Here is a 15,377-nt window from a genome sequence, read left to right as displayed (position 1 = left end):
ATTCTGCCTTTAACGCTTCGCTTACCTCTGCGCCATCCTTTGTCCCGCAAGGGCTGCAGCAGTTAAGGGAAGCGGCGCGGCGAGCCGCCGCCGATCGCATCGCGCTGCACAGGGGGTATACTGGCGAGAAAGTGCTAATAAGGAGCGCCCTGTGTTTCAGGTATCTGACGCCTCAGACGGCGAAATCATCGACGTCATATCTATACAATCTCAGGTGGTTTACGGCAGCGTAGGTAACAGCATCGCCGTGCCCGCCCTGCGTCGCCACGGATTACAGGTTGTGGCGGTGCCGACCGTGCTGCTGAGCAACACGCCGCACTATGCCAGCTGCTACGGCGGCGAGATCCCGCAGCCCTGGTTTGAGGGCTACCTGACCGCGCTGGCGGAGCGGAATCTGGACGGTGCCGCGCGCGCCGTGGTGCTGGGCTATCTGAAATCCACCGATAAGGCGGCGTCGCTGGCGCGCTGGCTGCGGCTGATGCGTGAGAAAAATCCCCGGATGCCAGTGATTATCGATCCGGTGCTGGGGGATGACGACAGCGGCTTCTACGTCGATCCGCAGCTGGCAATGCACTATCGTCAACATCTTGCGCCGCTGGCGACCGGCCTGACGCCGAACCGCTTTGAGCTGAGCTGCCTGTGCGACGCGCCGCTGGAGAGCGACGATGAGATCATCGACGCCGCGCGCTCGCTGCTCGGCGCACAGACCGAATGGGTCGTGGTCACCAGTGCCACCCACGACAGCACGCGTCGCAGCATGCAGGTCTTTTGCGTGACGGCGCAAGAGACCTTTATTACCGAGCATCCGCGCTACGATAATCCGCCTAAAGGCACCGGCGATCTCTTTACCGCCGAGCTGACTGCCCGTCTGCTGCGCGGCGTGCCTCTCAGCCTGGCGGTTGAGCAGGCGAGCCTGTTCGCCCAGCAGTCGGTGCTGGCGACCCGCACGCTGGGCAGGCGCGAACTGCAGCTGGCGATCTCAGCGCCGCTGTGAAACGCGGGCCGCTTCCTTTATGGTAAGGAGACCTCTACTCACCTCAACAGGGTCTTCTGAATGTATAACAACACCTGTAAAACCATTGGCGTGCTGAGCCATGATTTCAGCCATCCGCAGACGGCAATGCTGCTGCAGGAGGTTAACCGGCAGCTTAACGCGCGCGGCTGCGCGGCGCTGCTTATCGACGCCGCCGCGGAGGAGCGTGCGCGCCAGCTGGCGCCGCTGCTGAGCGCCGCGCTGCATCTTTCCGGACGCTTTAGCGACGCCTTTCGCGCCGCTGCCGGGCCGATTCCGCTGGTTGCGCTGGATACGCTTAATCAGGACGGCTTTACCGCCGGCGAAGAGATGGGTCGGCTGCTGCTGGCGCAGGGCCACCAGCGCTTCGGCTATCTGCAGCTCGCTTCCTGCGCCGATCCCGCGCGCCTTGATGGCTTTGGCAGCGTTCTGGCGGCGGCGGATAAACCCCTCGGCCACTCGCTGATCGCTTGCGACACGGGCGATGAGCGCGACAGCGGCTATCAGGCGATGCTCGCTTATCTGAAACGCGCCCGCGCCTCGGAACGCATTCAGGCGCTGTTCTGCGATAGCGATCGGCTGGCGTTCGGTGCGCTGCAGGCGGTGCGGGATTTTGGCCAGGGCGCGCACGTTGCCGTCGTAGGGTTCGGCGACTGCCACGAGGCAGGCACCTCGACCTGGCACCTGACCAGCTGGGCGCAGCCGCACGCGCTGCGGATAACCGAGGCGCTAAACCGGCTGCTGCTCAATCGCGCGCAGGAGGATGGCGCATGGCGTCGCGGCGAACTGCGGGTGCGCCACTCCCATCAGGGCAAGGCGGCACTGGGCGAAATGGGCCAGTGCGGCTGCGCCATTCGGCACTGATAAAAAAAGCCCGCCGTGAGGCGGGCTTGCTGTCTGGCGATTAACTGTCGCGAAAAGCCTCGAACGGCAGATTAAAGCGCTTTGCCAGCGCGGCTTTGTGCTTATCGGTCAGCTGACGATCGCCATTCAGGATGCGGCTCACATATGAACGCTGGCCAATCTCCTCAACAAACGATGACTGATTAAGCCCATGTTGATCCATCAGCACGCGCAGCAATGCAACGCCGCCCGGAAGATTAGCAATGCGGGTATTGAAAGCGGCAAACTCAGGCCTGTTTTCATATTTCGCCACTTTATCGGCCAGCATGTCGATTAAGGGGCTGTTCGGCTCATGTTCGACCAGATATTCCACCAGCTCCAGTGCCTGCTCGTAATCGGCTTTTGAGGGGCTTCCACCCAAAAAAGGTACGATTCTGACTAAATCGTTGGTTGCCTGGATGGCTTCTGCGATCATTCTTTGTTCTCCCGATAATGCTTCACCAGCCTGTCATACTCAGCATGTGTCACGATATGCTTTATGAAAGACGAAATCAGCAAAAAACATCACTCTTAAATGATTGCCGCCAACATCGATTACCCACCATTTAGCCCGATAATTCATCCGGTCAAGAGAAGAGGAAAAAGGATTGTAACGCTTCAGGATCGGCAAACTCTCTGCCGTTGAGCATTCTGTAGGTCGCATCCAAAGCAGCGGCACAGGCTGGGAACTTTAGCGCCGCCTCGAGGAATAGCTTTCTTGAGATAATATGCATCCTGCCCTCTCGCTTTCCATGTTGGAAACATCATAGCTCAGTGCGGTGATGTTTCCAACAGGTAAACATAAGAGCGGTGTGATAACTGAAGGGGCTTACTTACGCGCCAGCGTCATGCCGCTGCCTTTATTGAGGGTGATCTGCGCGTTGTACTCTTTCGGCAGCCGCCGCGCCTGATAGAAAACTTTTTGCCAGTAGGGATTGTCCAGCTCGGAGCGCACGACGCCCTGGCTGACCGAGGCGTGGAAGAAGTGTCGATCGGTATCATAGAAGCCGACGTGCATGCCGCCTTTAATGCGGAAAAAGACCAGATCCCCCGGCTGCAGATCGCGCGGCGCGATGCGTTTGCCCATCTTCAGCAGTTCGGTGGTGGTCACGCGATCCATTGGCAGATTGAAACGATCCTTCAGGGTGCGCCAGACAAAACCTGAGCAGTCGACGCCGGAAAGCTCGGTGCCGCCCCACTGATATTGCGTGCCGTGCCAGGTATGCATCTGATCGTGCAGCGCGGCGACGACCGGAATCAGATCGCCCTGATCGCCCTGGCTCTCATCAATGACCTGCGTATCGTTTTGTGCGGAGGTATCAGTCGAATGGCGCGAGCAGCCGCCAAGCAGAAAAGCAGAAGCTAACACAAGCGTCAGCAGAGGTCGCAGAGTCATCATCGTGTAGGGTGAGGCCTGAGCAGGTTGGCACGGTAGAGGACTTATAGCCTAATTACGCTTTCCGCTAAACCAGGCTGGCGCTCGCTTTACGTTAATTTACAAAAAGTGCGGTAGTGGCGCGCTATATGCTGATTTTAAGACAAATATTACTCTCTAGCGTGGCGCATTAAGCGACTCGATAACGCCGGTAAGATGCTGGATCACCTGCTGTGCAGCGCGTGACAGCTGTCGCGCAGGTGCGCAGCATAATGCCAGGGTTAATGGCCGCACGTTGGGATCGCGCAGCGGAACGAAGCTGAGCGCGCCCCGCTCCACCTCATCCATCACGTCGAGCAGGCTTAGAATGCTGATGCCGCTGCCCTGCTTGATAAGCGATTTAATCAGGCGAATATCGTTACAGGTAATAAGGTTCTCCGGCTGCAGGCTGTGCCGCCGGTAGAGCATCTCGACCCGCTCATGCACCACCAGCGGCGCGCCGGGAATAATATGCCGCTCCGCGCTGAGCTGGCCGGTAGAGAGCGTCTCCCGCCCGCTGAGCGCGTGCCCGGCGGGCAGCACCACGCCAACTGGCAGCTCGGCGAAGGCCATGACGCTCAGTCCGGCCTGCGCCTGCGGATCCAGCACCAGTCCGGCGTCCAGCTCCGCCAGCCGCACCTGCTCGCCAATCTGCGCGCTGTCGTGGACGCTGAGATCGAGCCGCAGCCAGGGGTGCGCCTGCGCTATCTGCGACAGCGCATCGGCAATCGCCCCTTCGTTCAGCGCCTGGATCAGGCCGAGGCTGACGTGGCCGCGCCGCAGCCCCTGAATCTCATCGAAGCGCTGGCGGGTGCGCTGGTACTCCCGCTGCCAGCGACGCAGGTCGTCCAGCAGCAGCTCGCCGGCGCTGGTCAGGCGCATACCGTCCGGCAGCCGCTCAAACAGCCGCATGCCAAGCTCCTCCTCCGCCTGCAAAATCTGCCGGTTAATCGCCGAGGCGGAGACGTGCAGCCGCTCCGCCGCCTTACGCAGGCTGCCGCTGCGCGCCAGCTCCAGAAAGTAGTGAGAGAACCGTGAAAAAGGAAGCATGGGTGACCTGTACTGTTTAATGCAACAGTTTGCTGAAAAAACGATGATGGATCGTTACACCCCTCTTTGTCCACAATGTCGCTATCTTCTTTCGCGCCCCAGACAGGTAATCGCTATGAAACAACCTACGCCTCCCGCTCATTGCACCTTTGAACCTGACGACTGGCTGCGGCTGGCGCGCTGCTGGCATCCGGTGGCGCGCCTGTGCGACGTAGGCCCCGCGCCGATGAAAGCGGTGCTGCTTGACGAGCAGCTGGTGATCTACCGAATTAATGAGCAGATCGTCGCCGCCAGAGATGTCTGCCCGCACCGCGGCGTGCCGCTGACGCTCGGCTTTCACGACGAGCACGGCATTATCTGCCCCTATCACGGGCTGCGCTTCGGCGAGGATGGCCGCTGCAACCGTATTCCCTCCAGCCCCAACCAGCCGGTGCCCGCCAAACTCAATCTTATTAGCTTTCCGGTTGAGGTGCGCTTTGGCCTGGTGTGGGTCTGTCTCGCGCCGGACGCGGACAATCCTGCCGCGCTGCCGCAGATGCCGCACTGGCAAGACGCCGGTTTTCAGCAGATCGTCTGTCCTCCTTTCGACGTCGCCGGCTTTGCCGGGCGTCAGGTAGAGGGCTTTCTCGACGTCGCCCATTTCGCCTGGGTACACAGCGAAACCTTCGCCGATCCCGATAACCAGGAGGTGCCGCCCTACAATCCGGTCGAAACCGAGTATGGCTTTGCGGTGGATTACTGGAGTTCGGTTTCCAACTTCGCGGCGGGTGCCGAACAGCAGGCGCCGGAGGGCTTCCAGTGGCTGCGCCATTTTGAGATGCATCTGCCCTTTACCGCCACGCTGACGGTGCATTTCCCTGACGCCGCGCGCCTGGTCATTATGAACGCCGCCTCGCCGGTCTCGGCGCGTAAAACGCGCATGTTCGCACCCATCGCGCGCAACTTTGACCTGCATATTCCGGTCGAGGAGGTTCACGCCTTCAACCACCGGGTGTTCGAAGAGGATCGGCTGATGGTTGAGACGCAGATGCCGGAGCGCCTGCCCCTCGACCTGACGCTGGAGGCACATATTCCCGCCGACCGCAGCTCGATCGCCTATCGCCGCGGCCTAAAAAAACAGGGCTACGGCGACTTTTTCCTGGTTTAGCGAGGAGATGAGATGACAACCTTTACGGTAACCATTGATGGCCTGTCGCGTCAGGGACGCCACGCCGTTGCGCTGAGCCTGGTGCGCGACGACGGGCAGCCGCTGCCGCGCTGGGAGGCAGGCGCCCATATCGACCTGCAGCTGGGCAACGGCCTGATGCGGCAATATTCGCTTACCGGCTCGCCGCTGCGCCAGGATCGCTATCTGATCTGCGTCGGGCTGGCCGCCGACTCGCGCGGCGGCTCGCGCTATATCCATCAGCAGCTGCGCCTCGGCCAGCAGCTGACCATTTCCGCGCCGCGCAACCTCTTTCCGCTGGTGCCGGCGCAGCGCGTGGTGCTTATTGCCGCCGGTATCGGTTTGACGCCGCTGCTGGCGATGGCGGCGCAGCTTGAGGCGGATGCGGTGCCCTTCTCGCTGCACTACTATGTGAAGCAGCGCCAGGACGCCGCCCTGACGCGCCAGCTGCTGCAGCCGTTCCGCCACGGCTACGGCGAGATCCTCTGCAGCGCCGAGGGGCATAGCCCGCGCCAGCATCTGCCCGAGGCGCTGCGTGCGCCTGAGCCGGGAACGCATCTCTACCTCTGCGGGCCGCAGGGCTTTATGACGCACCTGCAGCAGCGGGCGCAGGCGCTCGGCTGGCGTGAGGAACAGCTGCATACGGAAGCCTTTAGCGCCGCCGCGCCGACGCCGGCGCAGGGTGACGATGAGTGCTTTACCGTTACCCTGGCCTCTTCCGGCGCCAGCTGGCCGGTGCCTGCGGATAAGACCATCGCCCGCGTGCTGCTGGAAAACGGCGTCGAGGTGCCGCTCTCCTGCGAAATGGGGCTGTGCGGCGCCTGCCTTACGCCGGTGGTATCCGGGGAGCCGGACCATCGCGACACCGTACAGACGGAGACGGAAAAGTCTGCGCCGCTTCAACAAATCGCGCTCTGCTGCTCGCGCAGCCGCAGTAAAGCGCTGGTGATCGACCTGTAGCTTCTACACTTAAAGACATCGCCCCGAAACAAGGAGATGTCATGAGTCAACGTCTGCACAAAACCGCCTTTCCGGTCAGCAAGGCGCGCAAGTATCTCGAGCCAGGCCCGGTGCTGCTGCTCAGTTCGCAGTTCGACACGCACAGCGACATCATGACGCTCGGCTGGCATACGGTGCTGGAATTCTCGCCGTCGCTGGTCGGCTGCATGATTTCCAGCATGAACCACAGCCATGCACTGATCCGCGACAGCGGCCAGTGCGTGCTTAACGTCCCCTCGGCGGATTTAATCGATAAAGTGGTCGCTATCGGCAACAGCCACGGCGACAAGCTGGATAAGTTCGACGCCTTCGGCCTGACCGCCGAACCCGCCAGCGTGGTAAACGCCCCGCTTATCAGTGAGTGTTTCGCCAGCTTTGAGTGCCAGCTCTATGACGATTCGATGGTGGATAACTACAACCTGTTTATCTTCGAGATTGTAAAGGCCCACGTCGCCGACGAGCCGGAATTCCCGCCGACCCTGCACTACACTGGCGAAGGCCGCTTTACCATTATGGGCGACCGCGTGCTGGATCGCAGCGGCCAGTTTAAACCTGAGATGCTGATTTAGCCTGTCGCCGACGAATCTCGCCGTGCGCGGGTTGAAAAGGATCGCCGCCGTCCCTACTCTCTCATACTCGACCTCGACAGGAGTTAAGCATTATGACAATCGAATACGCAGTGATCGCAGGCGGCTGTTTCTGGTGTACCGAAGCGGTTTTTAAAGATGTGATCGGCGTGGAGTCGGTTGAAAGCGGCTATACAGGCGGCGCGCGTCCTAATCCGACCTATGAGCAGGTCTGCAGCGGCGCGACCGGTCATGCAGAAGCGATTCGCATCGGATTTGACCCTGAAAAAGTGAGCTACGGCGATCTGCTGGATATCAGCTTCGCCACCCACGATCCGACGCAGCTTAACCGCCAGGGCAACGATATCGGCACGCAGTACCGCTCTGCCATCTTCCCGGCCACGCCGGAGCAGGAAGCTGAGGCGGTTGCCGCCATTGCGCGCGCGCAGCAGGATCATCAGGACCCGGTGGTCACCACCATCGAGCCGCTGAAAGAGTGGTATCCCGCCGAGGCTTATCATCAGGATTACTGGGAAGGCGCGGGCCAGCGCAACGGCTACTGCATGGCGGTTATCCCGCCGAAGCTGCAGAAGCTGCGCAAAAGCTTCGCTAACCGCGTGAAGAACTAAGCCAGCAGCGGGCGTCGCGCCCGCTGCCGCATACTGACCCAGCCCCGCCCGTGCGGGGCTTTTTTTCAGGCGGCGGAACGGGTGCGCTTCAGGCCAATCAGCGTCGGGAAGATAAACAGCGACTGCCCCAGGCCGCGGTTGGTTACCGACCATACCGCCACCGAACAGAGTGAACAGAGGCCGACTATCGCCACCGGATAGAGGCAGGCCCACAGAAACGAAAACCAGGCCTGCTCAAACAGATGGTGGCGCTGGGCGAACAGAATCGCCGACATGCCGAAGAACTCGATAAAGATGCGGTGAATCACGTAAATCTGCAGCGTGTTACGCCCTATCCAGTTCATATAGCTCATGCTGAAGCGCTGATTAAGCCAGCGGCAGGCCGCCACGCTCGCCAGCACGGCGAGCACACACATAAACAGGCTTCTGTCGAGGCCGAAAATAACGTGGATGCCCGCCAGCGCCGCCAGGATCGCCCAGGGCACGATATTTTCCCGGCGCCATTCGCTCAGCCGCAGCATCATCGGACTCCAGAATACCCCCAGCAGGAAAAACAGAAAATATTGCGCCACGCTTTGCGGCCCCCAGAAGGGAATAATCTTCTCTACCGCAAGGTAATTAAGCAGCACGGCAACCGCCAGCAGGGCCACTTTATGCTGGCGAAATAGTTTGGCGCAGAGGAAATATAAGCCAAGCCCGTAGAGATACCAGGAGGTGCTCATGGCCATAAAGGTCAGCTTTAAAAACTCAAGCAGCGAGCCGGCATAGGCGGCGTTAAGATTTTGCGAAATACGCTGGCCGGTAATTTCAGTAGAGATGCCGACAATCGACCACCACTGAATAAATCCCCACAGAATGTAGAGATAAAAGAGATTAGTGATACGGCTGGTGAAAACCTGTTTCCAGGGGCGATTAAGAATGCCATTGGTCGCCAGCAGGCCAGAGACAAAGAAAAAGGCGGGCATGCGCAGCGGCGAGAGTATGGTATTAAACTGCACCCATATTTCCGCCGGGAGCCAGCCTGCGGAGAGATACTTTAGCGTGCCTTCAAAGCCGGGCAGCACCGTGTGATAGAGCACCACCAGCAATATGCAGGCCCCCTTTAGGGTATTAACCCAGGATATTTCCTCTGACTTAGCCTTGTTCATAATTTGACTCCTGCTGTGTAGGTCAGAATTTAAAAGGAAAGGAGAATAAGCGAAATGATACTTTTAGGATTATCTGGCGATTATTCGCCATTCCCCTGCCGCTGACTCTAGCGAAAGTCTTAAAAGTTTTTAGCTGGCCCTGAATTAACAAGGCTTTACTCGTCTCGCTTTTTCTTTACATTTTTTTTATGCAGCACTTTTTTAGTTAGCTGGTAACGACTTAGCAAGGAAATCGGTCAGCGCTGGCAAAGCTTATTTAGCTGAGTAAATAGGAGAAAACCTGAAGCGGTAAAACCAGAGCAATATTCATAAGCGCAAAAAAATTTAAAGCTTTTGCACCAAATGGGTTAAGCATAAATAATTAGCTGTGGTAGGGCGAATAAGAGAATAATACCCAGCGCTGGCCCGTGCGCAGCAGGAAAGAGAAATACGCCTCCAGAGAGGCGTATTGATTACTGATTGAGAAATTTTTCGAGGAACTGTCGGGTGCGCGCCTGCTGAGGGTTGCTGAACAGTGCTTTCGCCGCGCCCTGCTCAACGATGCGGCCCTGGTCCATAAAAATCGCCCGGTCCGCCACATCGCGGGCAAAGCTCATCTCATGGGTAACGATGACCATGGTGCGCTTCTCCTGAGCCAGCGCGCGGATGGTGTTAAGCACCTCGCCCACCAGCTCGGGATCGAGCGCCGACGTCGGCTCGTCGAACAGGATCACCTGCGGACGCATCGCCAGCGCGCGAGCAATAGCGACGCGCTGCTGCTGGCCGCCGGAAAGCCGGCGCGGGAAACTGCTCTCCCTGCCCTGCAGTCCTACTTTCTCCAGCAGCGCACGCGCGCGCGCTTCGGCTTCCCCTTTCGGCTCGCCTTTGACGATCACCGGCCCTTCAATGATATTTTCCAGCACCGAGCGATGGGGAAACAGATTGAAGTTCTGGAACACAAAGCCGACCTGCTGGCGCAGCTTGCGCACCTGCTCTTTCTGCTTCGTCTGCGCCAGCGTGGCGTCGATAGCGATCTCGCCAACCTTGATGGTGCCGCTGTCCGGCGTTTCCAGCAGGTTGATGCAGCGCAGCAGCGTGGTTTTCCCCGATCCGCTCGGCCCGATAATCGCCACCACTTCGCCGGAAGCGACCTCAAGGTCAATGCCGTGCAGCACCCTCTGGCCGTTAAAGGTTTTCACCAGCTTGCTGATTTCGATGGCGCTCATTTCGCCTCCTCATCCTGACGATTGACCCGTTTTTCCAGCCGGTTTTGCAGCGCCGACAGAACGGTCGCCATAACCCAGTAGATCAGCGAGGCCGCCAGATACATGGTGAAAACCTCCAGCGTGCGCGAAGTGATCAACTGCGCCTGGCGGAACAGCTCCGGCACCTGGATGGTCGCCGCCAGCGAGGTATCCTTCACCAGGCTGATAAAGCTGTTGCCGAGCGGCGGCAGCGCCGTACGGGCCGCCTGGGGCAGAATAACGCGGCGCAGCGTCTGCCAGCGCGTCATGCCGATACTCGCCGCCGCTTCCCACTGACCGCGCTCAATAGCCGCAATCGCGCCGCGCAGCGATTCCGAGGCGTAGGCGGCGGTATTCAGCGACAGGCCAATCATGGCGGAGGGAATGGGATCGAGCTCGATGCCGAACTGCGGCAGACCGTAGTAGATCATAAACAGCTGGGCGATCAGCGGCGTGCCGCGAAACACCGATACGTAGAAGCGTGACAGCAGGCTAACCGGCCAGAAGTGCGACAGCCGCATCAGCGCCAGCACAAAGCCCAGCACCAGCCCGAAAAACATGCCGCCGATGCTGAGCTGCAGCGTAAACAGCGCGCCTTTTAATAAAAAAGGTGCTGAATCCAGCACCAGTTGGAGACTTTCCTGCATTACTTAGTCACATCCGCGCCGAACCATTTTTCAGAGAGTTTGGTCAGCGAACCATCTTTCTGCATGGCGGCGATCGCCTGGTTAACGGCGTTGAGCAGATCGTCGTTGCCTTTACGCAGCGCGACGCCTGACTCAAGACGGGAGAACGGCGCGCCTGCAACCGCCATGGTGTTGCCGGTTTTCTTCACCAGATCCAGCGCGGCCAGACGATCGACGAGGATCGCATCCAGACGGCCAGAGCGCAGATCCTGATATTTTGTCGGGTCGTCGTCATAGGTACGGATATCGACGCCTTTAACGTTGTCGCGCAGCCACTGCTCATAGTTAGAGCCCAGGCCAACGCCGACTTTTTTACCCGCCAGATCGTCCGGCTTGCTGATGGTGCCCGCTTTCGCCTTCATCGTCAGCGCCTGCACGCCGGAGATGGTATACGGCGTAGAGAAATCATACTTCTTCTTGCGCTCGTCGGAGATGGTTACCTGGTTGATCACCACATCAATGCGCTTTGAGTCCAGCGACGCCAGCATGCCGTCCCATTTGGTCGGCTGCAGTTTGGCCTTCACGCCCAGATGCTGCGCCAGCTGCTGCGCGAACTCCACTTCAAATCCGGTGAGTTTGCCGTTTTCATCCTGAAAGCTGAACGGCGGATAGGTCCCCTCGAGACCCACGCGCAGCTCGCCTTTATCTTTGACCTTTGCCAGCAGGTTTTCCGCTGCGTGCGTCTTCAGGTTAACGCCGGCAATCAGCGCCGCCGCCATCACGCCCATCGCCAGATGGCGACCAACACGAGAAAAAATCATATCTACCCCATTTATTAGTATGTGATGTGTGTGTTGTCAGGCGGCGTCTGCGCCGCCCGGTACTGCGGTATTAACCCGCGAAGTATAAACGTTTTTCTTCTGACTGCTCAGACCGAAGGATGATAAGCAAATAACGCCGGTGCGCCGCCGGTGTGTATGAAGAGCAGCGGCCCGTCGCGGCGGAAACGGTTCTGGCTGATGCCGTCCAGCAGTCCGGCCATCGCTTTGCCGGTGTAGACCGGATCGAGCAGGATGCCCTCCAGCCGCGCCAGCAGTTTTACCGCCTCCATTCCCTCTTCGTTTGGCTCGCCGTAGCGCGGGCCGAAGTAGTCGTCCCACAGGGTAACGGGCGCCGTGCTGGTCAGCTCTAGTCTGGCCACCAGCTGCTGGCGCAGGCTGTCCACCACCGGCAGCTGCTGCTCCGCTTTGCGCGAGACGGTGACGCCGACGACCTCTGTTTGCGGCAGCAGCTGCTCAAGGCCGACCGCCAGTCCGGCATGGGTACCGGCGCTGCCGGAAGCGACCACCACTGCGGCGTAGTCGACCACGCCTTCGCTCTGGTGCGCAATCTCCTGCGCGCATTCGATATAGCCGAGCGCGCCGAGCCAGTTAGAGCCGCCCACCGGCACCACAAAGGGGCGGAAGCCCTGCGCCTCAAGCCGCTCTGCCTGCTCCGCCAGCTGTGCCGCCGGATTGTGCAGCGACTCGACCAGCACGATTTCGCAGTCAAACAGATCCAGCAGCAGCCGGTTGCCGTTGCTGAGGTAGTTTTCCGCCTGGGTGTTAATTGGGTTTTCCAGCAGCGCGACGCACTTCAGGCCGAGTTTCGCGGCGACGGCGGCGGTCTGACGCACATGGTTGGACTGGATAGCGCCCGCCGTGAGCAAGACGTCTGCGCCTTCGCGCAGCGCCTCCGCCGCCAGGAACTCCAGCTTGCGCAGCTTGTTGCCGCCCAGGGCGATGGGCGTGACATCGTCACGTTTGATAAAGATATCGCGGCCGGCGTAATCGGAGAGGCGCGGCAGGTGCTCCAGCGGCGTGGGCGCGCCGAGCAGTTCAAGACGCGGATACTGATGAACAAGATGTAAAGACAATGCGGCCTCCAGGGCAGTCACAGTAATCTTTACAGTGTTGCAGAAGTTGCGCGCAGGATCATCTGCCATCGCGCAGAAAAGAAAGGGGCGAGCGGCCTGCTACCGCTCGCTCACCGTCAGGGTGAGCGGTGCCTGCTTAGCAATGCGCCGCCTGCTGAATGCGCGGCGGCGGCATACTTAACGCGTTGCTGGCACGCTCTGACGCGCTCCCCCTGTACAGAACGCGTCACCCTGCCAGCGCTTTAGCAGCTAGCTGCGCTGCCACCCCAGAAACTGATCGTATTTGCGCAGCGCAATCCGGTAGTTGTTATTTCCCGCATCGGGCAAATCATTCTCCAGGCAGGCGTGCCAGCTGTTGCCGCTTAAGCGGTCAGCCGGGAAATTTTTGGCCTTAAGCATATCGTCCAGACGACGCAGCCTTACCACATATTCGCGGATAGTGCTGTGGCTCATTTCCGTCTGCTCAAACAGGTACTGCTTGAATGCCATAATGTCGAAGTAATTAGGATGCGTATTGCAAAAAATATCACTACAGAAACGGCACAGCGCGGTCAGTTCTGGCTGTAATTTCAGCCACAGCTGCTCATCAATCATTTGGTCCATGCGCGCAATGGCCTCTTTATTGATGATCTGACCGCGAAAGACCAACGCCATGCGGTCCAGTACTTTGCCACAGTGTGAACAGTGGCTCTGGCTATGTTTGTAGTCTTTAAGATAACGGCTTAAAGGTCTGGCCTTGGATTTGGCTCCCATTGCTGAGTCCCCGGTTTTATTATTTTTAGATCGCCAGGAACTGAGGCCGTCAGCGCGCTCCCGTAAGTCGGGCACGCAGGCGTTTAATCGCCTGACTGTGCAGTTGGCTGACGCGTGATTCTCCCACGTCGAGTACCGCTCCAATCTCTTTCAGGTTCAGTTCTTCCTGGTAGTACAGTGTCAGCACCATTTTTTCGCGATCGGGTAACGCTTCGATCGCTTCAATGACGCGTTCACGCAGATTCCCTTCAAGTAGCTGATGCAGCGGGTTAGCCTCTTCATGGCCATCCGTCACCAGCTCCGCGCTGTCGCCGTGTTCTTCCCGATACTCGTCGTAGGAGAAAAGCTGGCTGTTGTTGGTATCCAGCAGAATTTGCCGGTACTCTTCCATCGAAACATTCAGCCGATCGGCTACCTCCTGCTCGGTGGCCGCACGCCCCATCGTCTGCTCGACCTGGTGCATTGCGCCCGCCACTTCGCGTGCGTTACGTCGCACGCTGCGCGGCGCCCAGTCCCGGCTGCGAAGCTCATCCAGCATTGCGCCTCGGATGCGCTGCACGGCGTAGGTGGTAAATGCTGTCCCCTGCAGGGCGTCGTAACGCTCCACAGCATTCAGCAAGCCAATTCCCCCGGCCTGCAGCAGATCGTCAAGCTCAACGCTGGCTGGCAGACGCACCTGCAGACGCAACGCTTCATGGCGCACCAGCGGGACGTAGCGCTGCCAGAGAGAATGTTTATCCATCACGCCTTCGGCGGTATAGAAATCGTTCACGTTGACTACCCTGCGTTAATGAAGTTATCGGCAGGATTATCCAATTCTGTAGGGGGATCGATTGGCTGAATAGGCGGGCAAAAGCGAGGTTATTTCATTTTTGTTATGTCAGAGAGCGGATCGCCCCGCTCTCGTGACGCCGCTTAATCAGACGCGCGCAGCCGCTGCCGCGTGGCGAGCGGCACCGCTTCCCATAGCGCGCACACCTGGCCCTCAAGATCCTGGTAATAGGGGCTTATGCTTTGCCGGGTTTCCGCGTCGGGATGAAAGCGTATCTGGCCCGATTCACCATCGATGCTTATCAGTTTATTGAGAAACAGTCGCTGCAGGTCGCTGCGCAGAAACAGGCCGTTGTCGGCGCTGTTATCCGCAAGGCCGCCCTCTTCGTTTTCCCGCGTATCGATATGGCAGGCCTCTACCCAGGGCCAGCTATGACGGTCGGTAAGGCGCGTGCCGGTCATCACGCAGCCGCCGTAGCGCGCTTTCAGGGCCGCCAGAAACTCGGCCTGACTGGCGCGCTGGAGCAGGCTCGCCTTGACCCGCCTCCCCACCTCCATGCCCGCCATGACCGCTGCAGGGGCCTTATGCTGCGGCGTGCTCAGCACCACGATGAACTGAACAGGACGCGAGAGCGGAAAACAGGGGTTCGACTGGGGATCGAAGAGCTGCCAGCAGGCCTCGCTCTCATCCTCCCGCATCAGCACCAGCTGATAGCCACGGCTGGCGAGCAGGTTCTGCGCGGCGGCGGAATGGGGATCGATCATCGCATAGACGCGGCTTTCGCCCATCACCTGCCAGAGGTTGTCGCGCTGCGCCTCGCTGCTGCGCCGGAAATAGGCAAAAGGCTGCTGCGACTTGAGATAGTGCTCAAAGCGGCGCAGGTAGTTTTTGCGCTCGTTGTCGTCAGAGATAAACAGTAGCTCCGCCAGTGGACTGTTGCTCTCTTCGCTGGCGAATACCGCGCGGATGCGTAAGGTGCGATAGCTGGTGGACGGGCTCAGCAACCCGCGCACGGTGAGCGCCTTCTCGTCGGGATGCTGCCGCGCGTAACGCAGCGCGATCTCGTCGAAGGTCAGCTGCTCGCCGGGTAACAAGTCATAATTGAAGCGCATAGACACTCCAGAAAAGTCGTTCTGAAAGTAGTGTGTTGTTCTGCAGAGAGTTATCGGCAGGCGCGCGGGGATCTGTAACGCAACAAGCAAAGTGCCGGCGCCAGGAGAGGA

At 59.4% G+C, this 15,377-nt stretch carries 17 protein-coding genes and 1 pseudogene; 6 read left to right on the top strand and 12 right to left on the bottom strand.

From position 1 onward, the window contains the following. Positions 1 to 151: 151 nt before the first annotated feature. Positions 152 to 994 carry a pyridoxine/pyridoxal/pyridoxamine kinase gene (pdxK, locus tag LB453_RS10410; RefSeq protein ID WP_103796148.1) on the top strand — a complete coding sequence of 281 codons (843 nt, stop codon included), beginning with the start codon at positions 152 to 154 and terminating at the stop codon, positions 992 to 994. A gap of 60 nt (positions 995 to 1,054) precedes the next feature. After that, positions 1,055 to 1,876: a substrate-binding domain-containing protein gene (locus LB453_RS10405; protein ID WP_103796149.1), complete on the top strand. Its 822-nt coding sequence runs from the start codon at positions 1,055 to 1,057 to the stop codon at positions 1,874 to 1,876. 40 nt (positions 1,877 to 1,916) lie between these two features. Here the strand turns inward: LB453_RS10405 and LB453_RS10400 are convergent, their stop codons facing one another. The 4 genes and pseudogenes from LB453_RS10400 to LB453_RS10385 form a co-directional block, all read right to left on the bottom strand. Further along, positions 1,917 to 2,330, bottom strand: a complete 414-nt coding sequence (locus LB453_RS10400; RefSeq protein ID WP_103796150.1) for a type II toxin-antitoxin system HigA family antitoxin — start codon at positions 2,328 to 2,330, stop codon at positions 1,917 to 1,919. Further along, positions 2,327 to 2,628, bottom strand: a pseudogene (locus tag LB453_RS10395) (type II toxin-antitoxin system HigB family toxin). Before LB453_RS10395 ends, LB453_RS10400 begins: the two are co-directional and overlap by 4 nt. A gap of 95 nt (positions 2,629 to 2,723) precedes the next feature. Next, the gene (locus LB453_RS10390) at positions 2,724 to 3,284 is read right to left on the bottom strand and encodes an NlpC/P60 family protein (protein ID WP_374044250.1); all 561 of its coding nucleotides are present in this window, start codon (positions 3,282 to 3,284) and stop codon (positions 2,724 to 2,726) included. 162 nt (positions 3,285 to 3,446) lie between these two features. Further along, entirely contained in the window at positions 3,447 to 4,358 is a 912-nt protein-coding gene (locus tag LB453_RS10385) for a LysR family transcriptional regulator (protein ID WP_103796151.1), read from the bottom strand. Positions 4,359 to 4,473: 115 nt separating this feature from the next. Here LB453_RS10385 and hpxD point away from each other — a divergent pair, with 115 nt between their 5' ends. From hpxD to msrA, 4 genes are all read left to right on the top strand, one after another. Next, complete coding sequence (hpxD, locus tag LB453_RS10380; RefSeq protein WP_103796152.1) at positions 4,474 to 5,505, top strand: molybdenum cofactor-independent xanthine hydroxylase subunit HpxD; 1,032 nt, start codon at positions 4,474 to 4,476, stop codon at positions 5,503 to 5,505. Positions 5,506 to 5,517: 12 nt separating this feature from the next. Then, complete coding sequence (locus LB453_RS10375) at positions 5,518 to 6,483, top strand: PDR/VanB family oxidoreductase (protein WP_103796153.1); 966 nt, start codon at positions 5,518 to 5,520, stop codon at positions 6,481 to 6,483. A 41-nt stretch (positions 6,484 to 6,524) separates the two neighbouring features. After that, on the top strand, positions 6,525 to 7,091 hold the full coding sequence (locus LB453_RS10370; protein ID WP_199187324.1) for a flavin reductase family protein: 567 nt from the start codon (positions 6,525 to 6,527) through the stop codon (positions 7,089 to 7,091). A 92-nt stretch (positions 7,092 to 7,183) separates the two neighbouring features. Next, positions 7,184 to 7,717, top strand: a complete 534-nt coding sequence (msrA, locus tag LB453_RS10365) for a peptide-methionine (S)-S-oxide reductase MsrA (RefSeq protein WP_103796154.1) — start codon at positions 7,184 to 7,186, stop codon at positions 7,715 to 7,717. Positions 7,718 to 7,782: 65 nt separating this feature from the next. On the opposite strand, the gene LB453_RS10360 is transcribed toward msrA, so the two are convergent. The 8 genes from LB453_RS10360 to LB453_RS10325 all read right to left on the bottom strand — a co-directional run bounded on the left by LB453_RS10360 (position 7,783) and on the right by LB453_RS10325 (position 15,266). Further along, on the bottom strand, positions 7,783 to 8,865 hold the full coding sequence (locus LB453_RS10360) for an acyltransferase family protein (RefSeq protein ID WP_103796155.1): 1,083 nt from the start codon (positions 8,863 to 8,865) through the stop codon (positions 7,783 to 7,785). A 452-nt stretch (positions 8,866 to 9,317) separates the two neighbouring features. Continuing rightward, entirely contained in the window at positions 9,318 to 10,070 is a 753-nt protein-coding gene (gene tcyN, locus LB453_RS10355) for an L-cystine ABC transporter ATP-binding protein TcyN (RefSeq protein WP_103796156.1), read from the bottom strand. Further along, positions 10,067 to 10,735, bottom strand: a complete 669-nt coding sequence (tcyL, locus tag LB453_RS10350; RefSeq protein ID WP_103796157.1) for a cystine ABC transporter permease — start codon at positions 10,733 to 10,735, stop codon at positions 10,067 to 10,069. The genes tcyN and tcyL overlap by 4 nt, the downstream gene beginning before the upstream one ends. Continuing rightward, a complete protein-coding gene (tcyJ, locus tag LB453_RS10345; protein WP_103796158.1) occupies positions 10,735 to 11,535 on the bottom strand; it encodes a cystine ABC transporter substrate-binding protein in 801 nt (266 codons plus the stop codon). The genes tcyL and tcyJ overlap by 1 nt, the downstream gene beginning before the upstream one ends. A gap of 107 nt (positions 11,536 to 11,642) precedes the next feature. Next, positions 11,643 to 12,629: a D-cysteine desulfhydrase gene (locus tag LB453_RS10340; RefSeq protein WP_103796159.1), complete on the bottom strand. Its 987-nt coding sequence runs from the start codon at positions 12,627 to 12,629 to the stop codon at positions 11,643 to 11,645. Between the two features lie 249 nt (positions 12,630 to 12,878). Continuing rightward, positions 12,879 to 13,382, bottom strand: coding sequence for a flagella biosynthesis regulatory protein FliZ (gene fliZ, locus LB453_RS10335; RefSeq protein WP_033749773.1), 504 nt, complete (start codon positions 13,380 to 13,382; stop codon positions 12,879 to 12,881). A gap of 49 nt (positions 13,383 to 13,431) precedes the next feature. After that, positions 13,432 to 14,154, bottom strand: a complete 723-nt coding sequence (locus LB453_RS10330) for an RNA polymerase sigma factor FliA (protein WP_103796160.1) — start codon at positions 14,152 to 14,154, stop codon at positions 13,432 to 13,434. A gap of 143 nt (positions 14,155 to 14,297) precedes the next feature. Continuing rightward, the gene (locus LB453_RS10325) at positions 14,298 to 15,266 is read right to left on the bottom strand and encodes an HNH endonuclease signature motif containing protein (RefSeq protein ID WP_103796161.1); all 969 of its coding nucleotides are present in this window, start codon (positions 15,264 to 15,266) and stop codon (positions 14,298 to 14,300) included. Between the last annotated feature and the right edge of the window lie 111 nt (positions 15,267 to 15,377).

It is taken from the genome of Pantoea agglomerans, from assembly GCF_020149765.1.
Lineage (GTDB): Bacteria > Pseudomonadota > Gammaproteobacteria > Enterobacterales > Enterobacteriaceae > Pantoea > Pantoea alvi.
The sequence above is the reverse complement of the archived record's forward strand: the minus strand, read 5'-3'. Positions and strand labels throughout refer to the sequence as shown.

Bases quoted from the DNA above. Each gene is read 5' to 3' on its own strand.
- LB453_RS10405 (WP_103796149.1), top strand. From the start codon at position 1,055: ATGTATAACAACACCTGTAAAACCATTGGCGTGCTGAGCCATGATTTC.
- LB453_RS10400 (WP_103796150.1), bottom strand. From the start codon at position 2,330: ATGATCGCAGAAGCCATCCAGGCAACCAACGATTTAGTCAGAATCGTA.
- LB453_RS10385 (WP_103796151.1), bottom strand. From the start codon at position 4,358: ATGCTTCCTTTTTCACGGTTCTCTCACTACTTTCTGGAGCTGGCGCGC.
- hpxD (WP_103796152.1), top strand. From the start codon at position 4,474: ATGAAACAACCTACGCCTCCCGCTCATTGCACCTTTGAACCTGACGAC.
- LB453_RS10375 (WP_103796153.1), top strand. From the start codon at position 5,518: ATGACAACCTTTACGGTAACCATTGATGGCCTGTCGCGTCAGGGACGC.
- LB453_RS10370 (WP_199187324.1), top strand. From the start codon at position 6,525: ATGAGTCAACGTCTGCACAAAACCGCCTTTCCGGTCAGCAAGGCGCGC.
- msrA (WP_103796154.1), top strand. From the start codon at position 7,184: ATGACAATCGAATACGCAGTGATCGCAGGCGGCTGTTTCTGGTGTACC.
- LB453_RS10360 (WP_103796155.1), bottom strand. From the start codon at position 8,865: ATGAACAAGGCTAAGTCAGAGGAAATATCCTGGGTTAATACCCTAAAG.
- tcyN (WP_103796156.1), bottom strand. From the start codon at position 10,070: ATGAGCGCCATCGAAATCAGCAAGCTGGTGAAAACCTTTAACGGCCAG.
- tcyL (WP_103796157.1), bottom strand. From the start codon at position 10,735: ATGCAGGAAAGTCTCCAACTGGTGCTGGATTCAGCACCTTTTTTATTA.
- tcyJ (WP_103796158.1), bottom strand. From the start codon at position 11,535: ATGATTTTTTCTCGTGTTGGTCGCCATCTGGCGATGGGCGTGATGGCG.
- fliZ (WP_033749773.1), bottom strand. From the start codon at position 13,382: ATGGGAGCCAAATCCAAGGCCAGACCTTTAAGCCGTTATCTTAAAGAC.
- LB453_RS10325 (WP_103796161.1), bottom strand. From the start codon at position 15,266: ATGCGCTTCAATTATGACTTGTTACCCGGCGAGCAGCTGACCTTCGAC.